17 protein-coding genes are annotated in these 14,108 nt (G+C 71.2%); 10 read left to right on the top strand and 7 right to left on the bottom strand.

The features are described from left to right. Positions 1–30: 30 nt before the first annotated feature. On the bottom strand, positions 31–432 hold the full coding sequence (locus ABZS40_RS13240) for a ChaB family protein (RefSeq protein WP_210785235.1): 402 nt from the start codon (positions 430–432) through the stop codon (positions 31–33). A 176-nt stretch (positions 433–608) separates the two neighbouring features. Here ABZS40_RS13240 and ABZS40_RS13235 point away from each other — a divergent pair, with 176 nt between their 5' ends. The 4 genes from ABZS40_RS13235 to ABZS40_RS13220 all read left to right on the top strand — a co-directional run bounded on the left by ABZS40_RS13235 (position 609) and on the right by ABZS40_RS13220 (position 2,985). Further along, positions 609–1,595 (top strand): YihY/virulence factor BrkB family protein, encoded by a 987-nt coding sequence (locus tag ABZS40_RS13235; RefSeq protein WP_354943525.1) that lies wholly within the window; start codon positions 609–611, stop codon positions 1,593–1,595. Between the two features lie 102 nt (positions 1,596–1,697). After that, entirely contained in the window at positions 1,698–2,114 is a 417-nt protein-coding gene (locus ABZS40_RS13230) for a DUF2795 domain-containing protein (protein WP_238682925.1), read from the top strand. A 52-nt stretch (positions 2,115–2,166) separates the two neighbouring features. Next, a complete protein-coding gene (locus ABZS40_RS13225) occupies positions 2,167–2,628 on the top strand; it encodes an SRPBCC family protein (RefSeq protein ID WP_091401658.1) in 462 nt (153 codons plus the stop codon). 96 nt (positions 2,629–2,724) lie between these two features. Beyond that, positions 2,725–2,985: a hypothetical protein gene (locus ABZS40_RS13220; RefSeq protein WP_238688458.1), complete on the top strand. Its 261-nt coding sequence runs from the start codon at positions 2,725–2,727 to the stop codon at positions 2,983–2,985. On the opposite strand, the gene ABZS40_RS13215 is transcribed toward ABZS40_RS13220, so the two are convergent. Next, the gene (locus ABZS40_RS13215) at positions 2,943–4,250 is read right to left on the bottom strand and encodes an MFS transporter (RefSeq protein WP_354943524.1); all 1,308 of its coding nucleotides are present in this window, start codon (positions 4,248–4,250) and stop codon (positions 2,943–2,945) included. The genes ABZS40_RS13220 and ABZS40_RS13215 overlap by 43 nt on opposite strands. 158 nt (positions 4,251–4,408) lie before the next feature. Here ABZS40_RS13215 and ABZS40_RS13210 point away from each other — a divergent pair, with 158 nt between their 5' ends. Continuing rightward, entirely contained in the window at positions 4,409–4,618 is a 210-nt protein-coding gene (locus ABZS40_RS13210) for a hypothetical protein (RefSeq protein WP_354943523.1), read from the top strand. On the opposite strand, the gene ABZS40_RS13205 is transcribed toward ABZS40_RS13210, so the two are convergent. Further along, positions 4,615–5,064: a hypothetical protein gene (locus tag ABZS40_RS13205; RefSeq protein WP_354943522.1), complete on the bottom strand. Its 450-nt coding sequence runs from the start codon at positions 5,062–5,064 to the stop codon at positions 4,615–4,617. The genes ABZS40_RS13210 and ABZS40_RS13205 overlap by 4 nt on opposite strands. Positions 5,065–5,226: 162 nt before the next feature. Here ABZS40_RS13205 and ABZS40_RS13200 point away from each other — a divergent pair, with 162 nt between their 5' ends. Continuing rightward, entirely contained in the window at positions 5,227–5,580 is a 354-nt protein-coding gene (locus tag ABZS40_RS13200) for a DUF6401 family natural product biosynthesis protein (protein WP_354943521.1), read from the top strand. 69 nt (positions 5,581–5,649) lie between these two features. On the opposite strand, the gene ABZS40_RS13195 is transcribed toward ABZS40_RS13200, so the two are convergent. Next, positions 5,650–6,459 carry a hypothetical protein gene (locus ABZS40_RS13195; protein WP_354943520.1) on the bottom strand — a complete coding sequence of 270 codons (810 nt, stop codon included), beginning with the start codon at positions 6,457–6,459 and terminating at the stop codon, positions 5,650–5,652. A gap of 198 nt (positions 6,460–6,657) precedes the next feature. On the opposite strand from ABZS40_RS13195, the gene ABZS40_RS13190 reads away from it, so the two are divergent. From ABZS40_RS13190 to ABZS40_RS13180, 3 genes are all read left to right on the top strand, one after another. Continuing rightward, entirely contained in the window at positions 6,658–8,796 is a 2,139-nt protein-coding gene (locus tag ABZS40_RS13190; protein ID WP_354943519.1) for a SpoIIE family protein phosphatase, read from the top strand. Between the two features lie 25 nt (positions 8,797–8,821). Beyond that, positions 8,822–9,499, top strand: coding sequence for an HAD family hydrolase (locus ABZS40_RS13185; RefSeq protein ID WP_354943518.1), 678 nt, complete (start codon positions 8,822–8,824; stop codon positions 9,497–9,499). Between the two features lie 106 nt (positions 9,500–9,605). Then, complete coding sequence (locus ABZS40_RS13180; RefSeq protein WP_354943517.1) at positions 9,606–10,901, top strand: cation:proton antiporter; 1,296 nt, start codon at positions 9,606–9,608, stop codon at positions 10,899–10,901. Between the two features lie 41 nt (positions 10,902–10,942). On the opposite strand, the gene ABZS40_RS13175 is transcribed toward ABZS40_RS13180, so the two are convergent. The 3 genes from ABZS40_RS13175 to ABZS40_RS13165 all read right to left on the bottom strand — a co-directional run bounded on the left by ABZS40_RS13175 (position 10,943) and on the right by ABZS40_RS13165 (position 13,068). Further along, complete coding sequence (locus ABZS40_RS13175) at positions 10,943–11,881, bottom strand: FAD-dependent oxidoreductase (protein WP_354943635.1); 939 nt, start codon at positions 11,879–11,881, stop codon at positions 10,943–10,945. A 132-nt stretch (positions 11,882–12,013) separates the two neighbouring features. Continuing rightward, the gene (locus ABZS40_RS13170) at positions 12,014–12,205 is read right to left on the bottom strand and encodes a DUF397 domain-containing protein (protein ID WP_354943516.1); all 192 of its coding nucleotides are present in this window, start codon (positions 12,203–12,205) and stop codon (positions 12,014–12,016) included. Between the two features lie 2 nt (positions 12,206–12,207). Continuing rightward, positions 12,208–13,068 (bottom strand): helix-turn-helix transcriptional regulator, encoded by an 861-nt coding sequence (locus ABZS40_RS13165; protein ID WP_354943515.1) that lies wholly within the window; start codon positions 13,066–13,068, stop codon positions 12,208–12,210. 578 nt (positions 13,069–13,646) lie between these two features. Here ABZS40_RS13165 and ABZS40_RS13160 point away from each other — a divergent pair. Then, positions 13,647–14,000 (top strand): hypothetical protein, encoded by a 354-nt coding sequence (locus tag ABZS40_RS13160; protein WP_354943514.1) that lies wholly within the window; start codon positions 13,647–13,649, stop codon positions 13,998–14,000. Positions 14,001–14,108 lie beyond the last annotated feature (108 nt).

Raw genomic sequence — 14,108 nt, 5'->3', positions numbered from 1 at the left:
CCGCGTCTGTTGTGCTGTGGTGCGGCGCCGTCAGTCGCCGCGGGCCTTGCGGGTGGCGCGGTCGTTGGCCTTCTCGATGGCCGTGACCAGCTCCGGTTTGGTCATGCTGGACCGCCCGGGCACGTCGAGTTTGCGGGCCACCGACATCAGGTGGTCCTTGGTGGCGTTGGCGTCCACGCCACCGGCGGTGGGAGCCCGTCGTTCCGGCCCGCCACCGGCGGCCTGCTGGTCGCTGGGGCCCTTGCGGCCCTTCGGCTCCCAGTGGTCGCCCACCTTCTCGAACTGGTGCTTCACGGCGGCAAAGGCGGTGCGGTGCGACCGCTCCCCCTCGCCGTAGGTCTCGACCGCCGAGTCGTGCGTCTTTTCCCAGGTGCGCTGCGCCTTCTCCGGGGAGCGTCGCAGCGTGCTGGGCAGGTCCTCGCGCCCGGGCATCTCGTCCTCCTCCGTGTCGACAGAATCACCGTGACCGTTCCCCGGTGACGGGGCGGCAAACCGTGGCGGCGTCGGCCGGGTGCGGGGTGGGTTTGTCGATTTCCCCATCCGGGTATCGCCGGGCCAGGCCAGACCGGACGACCGGTCATCCGGCGGCCGGGGCGCAGGGAGCGGGCATGACGACCACGGAGCCCGGTACGACCCTCGACGGCACACCGGGCACCCGGGTGCCCCGACGGATGCGGCAGCTGAGCTGGCGGACCTGGCGCGGTGTGCTGGTGCGCAGCGTGCAGAACTTCGTCAACGACAACTGCTCCGACTGGGCCGCCGCGCTGACCTACTACGGCGTCCTGGCGCTCTTTCCGTCCGCCATCGTGGTGGTGGCCCTCGTCGGTCTGGTCTCCGACGGAGAGCGGACCCTGGACACTGTGGTCGACCTGGCCAACCAGGTGGGAGCCGGGTCGGTGCTGAAGAAGGACGAGGGCGGCGTCGTAGGGGTGATCCGGACCGTGGTGCTCGACCAGAGCAACCCCAAGCTGCTGCTGAGTTTCGGCCTGCTCGGCGCGCTCTGGTCCGCGTCGGGCTTCATCGGCGCGTTCACCCGGGCCTCCAACGCCGTCTACGGGGTGCAGGAGGGGCGGCCGGTGTGGAAGCTGCGCCCGTTGCAGATCGGCATGGCGGCTCTGTCGCTGGTGCTGCTCGCGGTGGTCGCCCTCGGCCTGATCGTCAGTGGTCCGGTCACCGACGCGGTCGGCGACCTGATCAACGCCGGAGGTCTGGCGCGCACGGTGTGGAGCGTGGCGAAGTGGCCGGCGCTCGCCATGATCATGATGGCGCTGCTGTCCCTGCTGTTCTGGATCGCCCCGAACGTGCGTCAGCCCCGGTTCCGCTGGCTCACCCCGGGCGGCGCCGTGGCACTGGTCTCCTGGGTGGCGGCCTCCTTCGGCTTCGGCCTCTACGTGGCCAACTTCAGCTCGTACGACACCACCTACGGCAGCCTCGGGGCGGCCATCGCGTTCCTGGTCTGGCTCTACCTGTCCAACTCGGCACTGATGCTCGGCGTGCAGATCAACGCCGAGGTGCAGCGCGGGCGAAAGTTGCAGGCCGGCGACCCGGACCCGGACGAGCCGGTGCTGCCGCCGCGGAAGCCAGCCAACGACTGAGCCTCCGTTACCGGCTCGGATGTCCGGTCCGCGGTCGGGCCGAGGGCCGGTTCGTGGCCCGCTGCCGGTTTACCGGACGGGGTGCCGGGTAGCGCAGAAGGCATGGAGCGTGGCAACAGCAAGCACGGACCGAGGATCGACGAACAGATGAGTCAGGAGGTCAGCGGCCTCGTACAGGGGCCGGGGACCGGCGGCTCTCGAGTCGACGAGTCGCGGGTGCCGGAACCGGCTGGCGAGGACCAGCCGGAGACGACCACCGCCCCGGCCGGCGACCTGCGCACCGGCACCCCGCAGGGCATGAGCTCCACGGACGTCGAGCAGCGCAGCCGGCTCGGCCGGTTCATCTCGATGAGCGCGCTGCCGGGCGACCGCCTGGTGCTCATCGCCAGCGCCCGTGAGAACGAGGCGCCGGACGACATCGTGGCGTCGCTGGAACGGCTGCCCGAGGGCACCGTCTACCAGACGGTCTCCGAGGTGTGGGCCGCGCTCGGCAACAAGAACGAGACAACTCGCTGGTGAGAGGGATCGCCCCCGATCCGACAATCCGCCGGCGGCTGAAGGAGGTTCCCCGATGAGTGGCGTTACCGAACATGTTGACGTTTCCGTACCCGTACGCACCGCGTACGACCAGTGGACGCAGTTCGAGGAGTTCCCCCAGTTCATGGAGGGTGTGCAGGAGGTCCGGCAGCTCTCCGACACCATGACCCACTGGACGGTGGACATCGCCGGGGTGAAGCGCGAGTTCGACGCGGAGATCACCGAACAGCTCCCCGACGAGCGGGTCGCCTGGCGTTCGACCGATGGCACCCAGCAGGCCGGCGTGGTGACCTTCCACCGACTGGACCAGGACAAGACCCGGGTCACCCTGCAGCTCGAGTTCGAGCCGCACGGTGTGGTCGAGCAGGCCGGCGACAAGCTCGGCATCGTCGACCGGCGGGCCAAGGGCGACCTGGAACGGTTCAAGACCTACATCGAGCGGCGTGGTCAGGAGACTGGCGCCTGGCGCGGACAGGTGGACCGTCCACAGCCGTGACACTGAGCAGTGACCTGAGATGGCCGCCGGAATCCCGGCGGCCATCGCCGTGTCCGGGACCGTTTGCGATCATCAGGTCCGGGTACGGCTGAAGGTATGACCGACGACAACATCAGGGTGTGGCGGGACGAGGAGCGGCTTCCGTTGGAGGAGTTGGAGCGTGCCGTGTCGGGCTCCAGCCTCGACGGGCAGGCTGACGACGTGACGGGCAACGACGCCGGCGAGGAGGCCGCGTTCGGGCACGGGCCGGCCGCGTCGGATCGAGACGGTGCCGTCCGGGGCAACAGCCGGGAGGACACCGACCCCCAGCGCGCCTACCGCCCGTCCACCACCGGCAGGACCGGCCCGGACGTCTGAGGATCGCTCCCGGGCTGGGCGGGCACCGCCGGCACTGGTGGCCCGGCGACAGGTCGGCGCGCGCCCCACTCGTAGAGAGCGATCAGCGCCAGCGCGAGCACCAGCAGAGCCGAGCCCAGCACCTGCACCGAGGTGTTGCCGATCAGCACGCCCAGCCCGGCCGGAACGAGCGCCGCGCCGACGCCCGAGGCGCCGATCTGGAGGCCGATGGCGCGGTCCACGTGCGCCGCGCCGACCCGCTCGGCGGTGGTGAGAGTGAGCAGAGGAAACACCGGTGCGGCGGCGAAACCGACAACGACCAGGCCGAGCACCGCCAGGACGGCCGGCCCGGGAATGGCGATCAGCGCCGCGCCGACGGCCATCCCGGCCAGGCTGGCGCGCAACACCATCCCCGCCCCCAGGCGCTCGGCCACCAGGCCCTGCACGACCCGGCCGACGAAGAGACTGCCCCAGTACGCGGAGACGCAGCCGCCGGCCAGCGCAGCGCTGAGCCCGCGCCCCTCGGTCAGCAGCAGGAACGCCCACAGCCCGGCGGACACCTCGATGGCCACGTACAGCGCGAAGGCGAGCAGCCCCGACCAGACGGCCGGCAACCGCAGCGTGTCCCGGACCGGGACCCCGAGGATCGGTGCGGCGGGCGTGGCCTGGACCGGTGCGCCCGCCTCGGTGGGCGCGCCGGCACCGACGCTGGCCGGGACACCGCGGTGCCAGGCCCGCATGGTGAGCACGAACGCCACGGCGAGGACGAGTTGGGCGGCGGCCACGATGCCGTACCCCCAGCGCCAGGCGAGCCCGGCGCTGAGCACTGCGGTCATGATCAGTGGCCCGATGGCCACGCCGAGGCCGAAGAAGGCGTGCAACCAGTTCATGTGCCGCGGCCCGAAGGCCCCGGCGGCGTACGCGTTGAGCCCGGAGTCGACAGCGCCGGAGCCGAGCCCGAGCAGCAGCGCACAGCCCACCAGCACCGCCAGCACGGGGCTCACCGAGTAGCCGGTCAGCGCCAGGCTGGCCAGCACCGTGCTGCCGGCGAGGAGGGCGCCCACGCCGACCCGCGCCAGCGTGAAGCCGGCCAGCACGCTGGAGGTGAGATAGCCGACGGTGCCGGCGGTGAGCACCCACCCGACCGCCTCGGTCGGCACGTCGAAGTCGCCCCGGATCGAGGGCCAGCTGACGCCGAGCAGGCCGTCGGGCAGGCCGAGACTGACGAACGCGAGGTAGGCCAGCAGGAGCAGCAGGGCGCGGGGGCGCGCGGGCGGGGTGGACACGAGGCACCATCCTGCCGCAGGGGCACTCTAGCGCCGTCGGCAGCCAGGTGCCCTCGGCGCAAAGAAGTAGTGTCCGTAAGGTCGAGAAAACGGACAGCTTATCCAGAATCGGCCGATCGGAGGACGGCAACCCGGCCCGTTCGCGTAAGAATTTCGGAATGCATCAAGGCTCCGGAATCCTCTCCACGCGTCAGCGCCGGCTCGCCTGGCTCGGCTTCCTGCTCGCCGCGCTCCAGGCGCCCGTGTCCGCCTGGCTCGTCAGCGACGAGTCGTGGCTGTTCAGCCTGTGCGTCGCGCTGATGGTGGCAACCGTGATCATCGCCGACGACGCGGCACGGCGTCGCCCGGCCAACGCGACAAGCGACTAGCCCTCGCCGCCCGGCCGGGCCTCGTGGCCCGGCCGGCCCCGGCTACGGCGGCGTTCCTTCATCTCCGCCTCGTAGAGGTGGCGCCGCCCATCCACCAACTCGTCGCGGGCCTGCTGGTCCAACTCCCGGAACAGCGCGTGGTAGCCGTCGTCGAAGTCCTCGACGATCTGAAACGTCCACCGTCCGGCGATGACGTTGCGGCCGCGCAACTCTGTGGCGATCCGGTCGGCCAGGTGCGGATGCCCGGCGGCGTGAAACTGCTCCACCGCGTCGTCGAGCATCAGGTCGGCATGCCCGATCAACTGGTGCATCGAGTAGAGGTGCCCCCGGGCCCGCTCCACGCACTCCAGCGCCTCACTGAGCTTGCCGAGCGCGGCGACCGTCGCGTCGCTGACGCCGTCCGGCCGCCGGTGCCGCTCGTCGGGTCCGTCCGCCTGCTGTCCCATCCGTGCCTCCGTGCCAGGTGCCGTCATCAGTGGGTGTTCTCCTGCTGCCCCGTCTGTGCCGGATCAATCCCCCAGGTCAGCGGCGGCCGCCCCAGTGGCGCAGCCGACATCCGCCGAGCGGACGAGGTCGACCCGATCACTGGTCGGTTAGCCTCGGTCACCATGCGTGTGCCGTTCAACCGGGTCGCCTCCCGTACCGCCGTCGACTCGGCGCGGTCCACCCTGGCCGCCCTCACCGTCTCCGTGGGCACTGTCGGGCTCGCCGCCGCGGCCGCGCGGCCGGGGCTCCTGGCCCTCCTCGACCAGCACGCGGCGGCCGTCCGGGACAGCCTCGACTCCGACCGCACGCCGCTGACCTCCGCGGCGCTCGCCGGCTACGCCGAGGGGGTGCGCGCCGCGGCCCTGGAGCACGGGTGGACGCCGCCCAGCGGGCCGGTGGACTGGAGCCAGCCGGAGTGGCTGCTCACCCGCCTGGTCGCGGTCTGCGCGCTGGCTCGCGCACTCGACCGGCACTGACACGCGAGGGAGGGCACCCCGCGTCGTACGCGGAACACCCTCCCCACCCGTCGTGCCGTTCCGCCCTCGCTACGAGCGGTACTGCTGGGCTTCGTCCACCCGAGGCATGGCCTGGGTGCGGTCACCCCCGCGGTCGGCCATCTGCCGCTCCACGTCGCTACGCCCGGCCGACGCGGCCTGACGTTGCTGCTGCACCGCCCGAGCCTCCTGGGCAGCCCGGTCCAGCCAGCCGTCCCAGCGCTTCTGCATCGGCTTCACGAGACCACCGCCGACGCCGACGATCAGGATGCCGGCCACCGTGGCGAGCACCGCGATCAGCACCGGAGTGGTCACCGTGGTGGCGATACCCACCTGGTTCAGGGCGGCGATCACACCGAGCGCGATGATGAAGATCGCCGTCAGGTCGGCCAGGACCTTGCCGTACGAGAGCCCTCCCAGCGCCCCGGTGACCAGATCCCGCACAGCGTTGGCGATCGCGGCCGCGATCACCACGATGACGATCGCGATGAAGGCGCGCGGCAGCCAGGAAACCACGCCGCGGATCAGGTCACTGATCGCGTTGGGCCCCCAGACTCCGAAGGCGAACTGCAACGTGAACAGCAGTACGGCGTAGTACGCCAGTCTGGCCAGAATGTCGCTGGCATCGTACTTCGTTCTCTCCAGGGCCCGTTTGATGCCACCACGTTCGACGGCTTCGTCGAAGTGCACCCGTTCCAGCACCGTATCCACGATCTTGAGGACGGCTCTGGCGATGAGCCAGCCGACCACGAGGATGACGATGAAGGCCACTGCCTTCGGGATGAAGAGCAGCACCGACCTCCAGGTGTCGGCGATGGCATCGCCGATGTCGGCCTGCCGGACCGCGAGGGTTTTCAGCATGATGTCCCTCCTGTCGCATGGACTGCGCCGGGCGCATACCCGGCAACCGGTCCGGCACTCCGCGCAGCGCGCGGCGTTTTTCCCGACAGACCGCCGGACAGGGGCCCCGAACTGCCCGAACGGCCACCGCGACGGGCTCTGCGACGGCCCGCCGCCGTGGTCGGATGCCTTTTCCGGTCGGCCGACTAGGCTGCGAACATGCCAGGAACGGTCGGGCGGGTCCCCACGCCACCATCTCCGGGCCCGGGCGCACCCACCGGGTCCGGCCCGGCCGTCGGCGTGCTCGCCCACGACTGGGCCAACACCCCGCTGGGCCCGGCCGACGACTGGGACGTCGCCCTCCAGACCGTGGTGGAGCTGGTCCTCGCCTCGCCGATGCCGATGGCCCTGGCGTACGGCGACGATCTCGTCCTGCTCTACAACGCCGCCTACGCCGAACTGCTGGGCACCAAGCACCCGAGCGCCCTCGGCCGTCCGGCCGCCGAGGTGTTCGCGGAGATCTGGGCGCTGCCCGGCGTCGGTGCGGTGATCGAGCGCTGCTACCGGCAGGGCGAGCCCTTCCTGGAGAAGGAGTCCACCCTGCCGCTGGTCCGTGGGCACTCAGCGACGGTGGAGCAGGCGGTCTTCACCCGGGGCTACTCACCGGTGCGCGACAGCGCCGGGAAGATCGTCGGCGTGTTGACGGTCGCCGCCGAGACCACCCACGTCACCGAGCAGTTGCAGAGCCTCAGCGAGGTGGCCGCGGCGCTCGCCGGCACCCTCACCCTCGACGACGTGGCCCGGGTGGCGCTGCGGTACGCGATCACCACGTTCGACCCCGACCAGGCCTCGTTCGCTGTCGACGAGGGCGGCGGCGGCTGGCGCATGGTGCGTCGGGTCCGTGGCGAGTTGTTGGACGAGGCCGACGAGCGGCTTCCCCCGCTCTGGCGGCGCGCGCCCGCGGACTGGTCGGCCCCGGTGGTGCAGGCGGCCCGCTCCGGCGCCCCGTCGTTCACCCGCGACGGGCAGCCGCTGCGGGACACCGCCGTTGACCGCCACGACCAGAAGATCCAGGCGATGGCGGCCCTGCCGCTGGGCACCTCGGTGGTCCGCGGCGGGCTGGCGGTCGGCTATCAGGTCCCGCACACCTGGTCTCCCGCCGAGCGGGCGCTGCTGGCCGCCTCGGCCGAGCTGATCGGTCAGGCCGCGGAGCGGGCCCGCCGGTTCGAGACCCAGCACGGCACCGCCCAGCTGTTGCAGCGCAGCATGTTGCCGGAGCACCTGCCGGATCTTCCCCGGTTGCGGATCGCGGCCCGCTACGACCCGGGCGTGGACGGCAACGCGGCCGGCGGTGACTTCTACGACGCGTTCCTGCTGCCCAACGGCTCGCTCGGCGTGGTGCTGGGCGACGTCGCCGGGCACGACGTGCAGGCCGCCGCGCGGATGGGGCAGGTCCGGGCCGCGCTGCGCGCCCTGGCCCTGGCCGATCCGACGCCCGCCGCGGTCCTGGGCAGCCTGGACCGGCTGGTGACCAGCCTCGGCGCGGAGGCCGGCACCCACGAGCTGTTCGTCACAGTGGCGTTCGGGGTCATCGACGCGGAGAGGCGGGAGCTGACCCTCTCCAGCGCCGGGCACCCCGCGCCGCTGATCCGCCGCGGCGACCCGGATGGTCGGTTTCACGCCGAGTACGTCGACGTTCCGGCCGGGCCGCCGCTGGGGCTGGGCGGCCGGCCGGGCACCACGACTGTTCCGTTCCGCCCCGGCGACACGGTGCTCCTGTTCAGCGACGGGGTGGTGGAGCGCCGCCGGCAGAGCCTGAGCGCCGGGCTGGCCACCCTGAGCGACGCCATCGCCAAGGCCGGCAGCGGCGACCCCCGAGCGCTCTGCGCGGTGGCCACCGCGGCGGTCCCCGGCGGCACGGAGGACGACGTGGCAGTGCTGGCGGTCGAGCACGCGCTCAAGCCGAGTCGTTCGGCGAGCATGGAGGTGCCCGCCGAGCCGACCGCGCCCAGCCGGGTCCGACACTGGCTGACCGGCCAGCTCACCGAGTGGCAGGTGCCCGAGTCGGTGATCGGGGCGGCGGTGCTCTGCACCAGCGAGCTGACCACCAACGCGTTGCTGCACGCCGGCACGGCCGCCCGGGTGGAGATCGACCTCAGCGCCGAGCGGCTGCTCGTCTCGGTAGCGGATTCCGGCACCCGGGGCACCGTGACCCGGGCCCGTACCGACACGTTGAGCAGTCGCGGGCGCGGCCTCGGCCTGATCGAGGAGCTCAGCGACGCCTGGGGCACCGACCCGTCGGTCCGGGGCTCCACGGTCTGGTTCGAGATCCTCACGCCGCAGCCCGCGCACCCCTGAGCCGCCCGAGGGTAGGAGGACACCCATGGCTACCGACCGGCCCGCCGGGGTCCTCTTCGATGTCGACGGCACCCTGGTCGACACCACCTACCTGCACACGGTGAGCTGGTGGGAGGCGTTACGCCAGACCGATCAGCCGGTGCCGATGGCGGTGGTGCACCGCTCGATCGGGATGGGGTCGGACAAACTCCTGGACCATCTCCTCGGCCCGGAGCGGGACCGCGACGCCGACTCGAAGCTGCGCGACGCGCACGACACCCTCTACGCCGAGTACTGGGAACGACTCACGCCGTTCCCCCGGGCGGCCGACCTGTTGCACGCCTGCGCCGAGCGGGGGTTGCGGGTCGTGCTGGCCACCTCCGCCTCGGAACCCGAGGTGGGCGCGCTGCGTCGGGCGCTGGCCGCCGACGACGTGGTCGACACGATCACCTCCTCCGCGGACGCCCAGCAGAGCAAGCCGGCACCGGACATCCTGGTCGCCGCGTTGGAGCAGTCCGGCTTGACCGCCGAGCGGGTGGTGTTCGTCGGCGACTCGGTGTGGGATGTCGTCGCGGCGGGGAAGTTGAACATCCCGTGTGTGGGCCTGACCTGCGGTGGCACCAGCCGCGGCGAGCTCGCGGGCGCGGGTGCCGTGGCGGTGTACGACGACCCGGCCGCGCTGTTGCACGAGTTGGCGGACTCGCCGCTCACCCGGCCCCGGTGAGGATCACACGGGCCCACCGGCACGGCCGCGCATAGCCGGAGCCCTTGCGGGGCAAGGACGTCACCACCTGCCCGCACCTCGCGGGTGCGGGCAGAAGGGTGGTGCCGTGGAGCCGGTAGATGTGGCGTTCGCGCTGGTGGGCCTGGGCGCTCTGCTCGCGGGCATCCTGCCGCGGGTGCTGGAGCGGCGCCCGCTGTCCATGCCGATCGCCTTCCTCGCCCTCGGCATGCTGGTGTTCCTGCTGCCAGTCGGCCTGCCGTCACCGGACCCCCTGGCCCACCCGGAGCTGACCACCCACCTCACCGAGATCGGGGTGATCGTCGCGCTGATGGGTGCCGGGCTGAAGATCGACCGGCCGTTGAGTTGGCGGCGGTGGTCGTCCACCTGGCGGCTGCTGGCGATCGCGATGCCCCTGTGCATCGCGGCGGTGGCGCTGCTCGGCTGGTGGTGGGCGGGGCTGGTGCCCGCCGCCGCGCTGTTGTTGGGCGCCGCGCTGGCGCCCACCGATCCGGTGCTCGCCGCAGACGTGCAGGTCGGCGAGCCGACCGACGTGGAGGATTCCGAGGACGAGGTTCGCTTCGCGTTGACCTCCGAGGCCGGCCTCAACGACGGGTTGGCGTTCCCGTTCGTCTACGCCGCCATCGCCATCGCCTCGACCAGCCTCGCCCCGGGCGACTGGTTGGCCGAGTGGTTCGCAGTGGACGTGCTCTGGAAGATCGGCGTCGGCGTCGGCGGTGGCCTGCTCATCGGTTGGCTGCTCGGCAAGTTGTTCTTCCGCGCGCCCAGCAAGCTGCGGCTGGCCCGGCACGCCGAGGGCTTCCTGGCGCTGGCCGCCACGTTCCTCGCGTACGGGCTGGTGGAGGTTGTCGGCGGGTACGGCTTCCTGGCGGTGTTCGTGGCCGCCCGGGCCATTCGGGCCGCCGAGCGGACCCACGAGTTCCACTCGGTGCTGCACGACTTCGCCGAGCAGGTCGAACGGCTGCTCACCCTGGTGCTGTTGCTGCTGCTCGGCGGCGCGATAGTGGGTGGCCTGCTGGGCCCGCTGACCTGGCCGGCGGCCGCCGTCGGGCTGGCGCTGGTGTTCCTGGTACGGCCGCTGATCGGCTGGCTGTCGTTGCGCGGCGCTCCGGGACGCCCGGCCGAGCACTGGGTCATCTCGTTGTTCGGCATTCGTGGCGTCGGCTCGTTCTACTACCTCGCGTACGCCACCACCAAGGCCGACTTCCCGCAGGCCGAGCTGCTCTGGGCGATGGTCGGGCTGGTGGTGCTCGTCTCCGTCGTGGTGCACGGCATCACGGCGACCCCGGTCATGCAGCTGCTGGACCGGGAGGGAGAGCGGACCTCCGACCCGGCCGAGCGGAGCGACGACGCGCGGCCCGTCGCGGCAGCCGGGCACGCCTGAGCGGGTGACTCAGCCCAGGCGGGCACGCCTGAGCGGGTGACTCAGCCCAGGCGGGCGGCCAGCGCACGGCCCAGGTCCCGGCCGGAGCGCCAGGCGCTCTGCACCTGGGGCTTGCCGAACGCGTCGCCGGCCAGGCCGATCCCGTCGGCATCGAGGTGGTGGGTGGCGCCGCCTGCATCGCTGGTCGGCTTCGCGTACGTCCAGCGGTGCACGTGCACGTCGACGGCCTGCTCGGGCAGCCCGAGCAGATCCCGGACTGCCTGTTCGATCGCCGGGCCGGCCCCGGTGGGTTGGGCCAGGTGCCTGGCCGCGAACTCCGGCACTGTGTGCGCGACCAGCACCGGCGCGCCGTCTCCGCGCCGGTCACCGTCGTCGCAGACGAGGTTGAGGACCGGATGTTCGTTGACGAACGCGCCCCGGAAGTCCGGCCAGTGCCGGGTCGGGAAGCGCAGCACCGCGGCCAGCGACGGTGACCAGCGCTGCTCCTGCACGACCCGGGTGGCGTCGCTCAGGGCCGGGTCGAGCAGCAGGGCGGCCTGCGGGCCCGGCATGGCCAGGGCGACCGCCGAACATGACTGCCCGTCCACGATCGGACCGGGTTCCACGGTGAGCACCAGCCGGTCGACTGTCACCGGCACCGCGCCGGCCAGGTGTTCGACCAACGAGCGCAGCCCACGGGGGGCGGCGAAGCGCATCGGTCCGGGCACCTCGCGGTTCCCGCTCCGGTCGTACGCCTGGAAGGTGTCGGTCCACTCGCGGACCAGCCCGGCGGCGCGCCACTGCTCGACCAGAGCGGCGAAGTCCGGGTCGGTGGCGGTGAAGTAGGCGGCGCCGATGTCCGCGGGCCGGCCCTGGAAGCGTTTGCTGGCCATCCGGCCACCGCAGACGTGCCCCCGCTCCCGGACCTGCACCGGCACCCCGGCCCGGGTCAGCTCGACCGCACAGGCCATTCCGGCGATGCCCGCCCCGACCACCACCACGCTCGACCGGTCCTCCGTCATCAGATGATCGTAGGTGGCGAACCTGCGCTGGACTTCATCGCCGCCGGAGGGTCATCCCCGTAACGACGAAGACCCCTCAGCCCGATGTTGAGGGGTCTTCTCTGCGTTTCGTCAGGCGCGCTTGGCGAAGCCGAGGAACGCCTTCCAGGTCTGCGGATCGAACGTGAGCGCCGGGCCGGACGGGTCCTTGCTGTCCCGAACGCCGACGATGCCGGAGAGGTTGTCGGCTACCTCCACGCACTGCCCGCCGTTGCCACCACTGCGGCTGCTCTTGCGCCACACGGCTCCGGTAAGGTTACTCATTGCTACGTCTCCTTGGCGATCGTGGCTAATAGGTCTGCCGATCGGTTTGCGTCGAGCGACAGACCTTCGAGCGCTCTCCACCTCACAGAGTACGCCGCAACCTCTGCCGGCTTGTCGAGATATAAGGCACCCGTCAGTGACTCGCTGTAGACGGTCGTGGGCTCGGGGGTGCGAATGCCGATCGTGGGAAATTCCAGCATGACAAAACCGCCGCCAGTCAAGGCGTAGTTGGGCGGCGTGTCTCGGGGCACGATGCGGATGGTCGCAACCTCGGCTGCCACCTGGTTTTGAAGGTGGCCGAGCTGGTCCGCCACGCCTGGGAACGGCCGACGCAGCACGCCCTCGTCCACAATGACCTCCAAGCGCGCCGGCTCCGGCCTTTTTCGCTTGAGGATCCTCTGGCGCTCCATGCGAAGCTCGACGAGGCGTCCAACCTCTCGCTCTGCCAACTCTGGATGCGACCGGAGCAGGTGCTCGGCGTACTGACGCGTCTGGAGCAACCCGGGAAGCGAGTCCGGCTCCCAGTGCCGCAGTCGAGAGGCTGCTGATTCCATCCCGACGTACAGCTCGAACCAGGCCGGCAGGGTATCGCCGTAGGCGTGCCACCAGCCATTTGCCTTGGTTTCGGCGGCCAGCGCGATCAGGGCCGATGTCATCTCGGCGGACATGCCGTACAGCGAGCACATAGCCGCCACGTCGCGCGCCTTGACCGCCGATCCGCCGCCCTCAATCCGATACATCGTGGACCGCGACCATTCCAGCGCCTCGCCGGCAGCCTCCAGGGACAAGCCGGCTTCTTCGCGGCCCCGCTTCAGATATCGCCCGAGCTGCCTGCGCGGTATGGAAGATCCCGCGTGGGTCATGCGGCCCCCTGTCTCAGATTGAAGCAATCCATCCGTCGAGCGCGGGACCGATCCTCGCTGGTTCGCGGGAATGGGACAACCACAGTGACATGTGTCAGCGTAAATCATTGCACCAGCGCGCGCGACGACACAGAGTGTCCATAGTGCAGGTCTTGTGTGACGGCCGAAGGGCCGCGCCGGGTTCTGCCGGGGTCGCTCTGCTCCCCCCATGGCAGGGCGGCCCCACCCCGAGGATTCGGGGTCCGGGTCGTGGAGGGGGGATGGAGTTCGCGGCCCGGATTCCGTGCAGGCAGGAGGGGCGGGATGCTCAACGATGACGACGCCGACTTGGTTCTTCCACGGCACAGGCCGCATCGGTCGAGGCGCTTTCCCGGTGGTCGGAAGTGCGCGTGCCCCTCCTGTCGCACCTTTCGCGGGCGAGACCGGTCAACAACCGCCCCCGCCCAGATTGTCGCCCGGTATGACCCGCTACTGGGCGGCGGCTTCGGGCCGCCCTTGAACCCCCCTTGGAACGCTCCGACGCAAATCAACTGGACGCTAGCCGCCGAGCTGGTGACCTGCAGTCAGGAGATGACGCTATGAGCCTGAGCAGCCAGGCAATACCGCCCCTCACCGGTCCAAGGCCGAACCGCCCTAGACCTCACGGCGAGCAAAAGCCGCACACACCGCTACGCCCGATGTGGTTCTGCCGGGCGGACGGCCAGCCATGGCCTTGCCCCGAGGCCAGACTCCGCCTCAGGCACGAGTTCGAGGAAAACATGCCCGGACTCTCGATCTACCTGACGGGCATGTTCTACGAGGCGACTAAGGATCTTTACCACCTGAACCCGCACGACGGGCCGACCCCGCGAGAGCTGTACGAGCGCTTCGTCGCGTGGGGGCCGTCCCGCAAGCCCGCCGTCGAGCCCTCCGAGGTTGCCGGCCGCGCATAGGTTCGATCGATCCCGAGACGCCCGGCCCGGCCGCCTCCCGTCGAAAGCAGACGGCCAGACCGGGGTGAAGGCACGCCACGGCACGGGGACCGAATCCCCGCACGGCAG

It is taken from the genome of Micromonospora sp. NPDC005324, from assembly GCF_040607155.1.
GTDB classification, from domain to species: domain Bacteria; phylum Actinomycetota; class Actinomycetes; order Mycobacteriales; family Micromonosporaceae; genus Micromonospora; species Micromonospora trifolii.
Note: the sequence above shows the minus strand (reverse complement) of the source record. Positions and strands in the feature narration are given on the sequence as shown.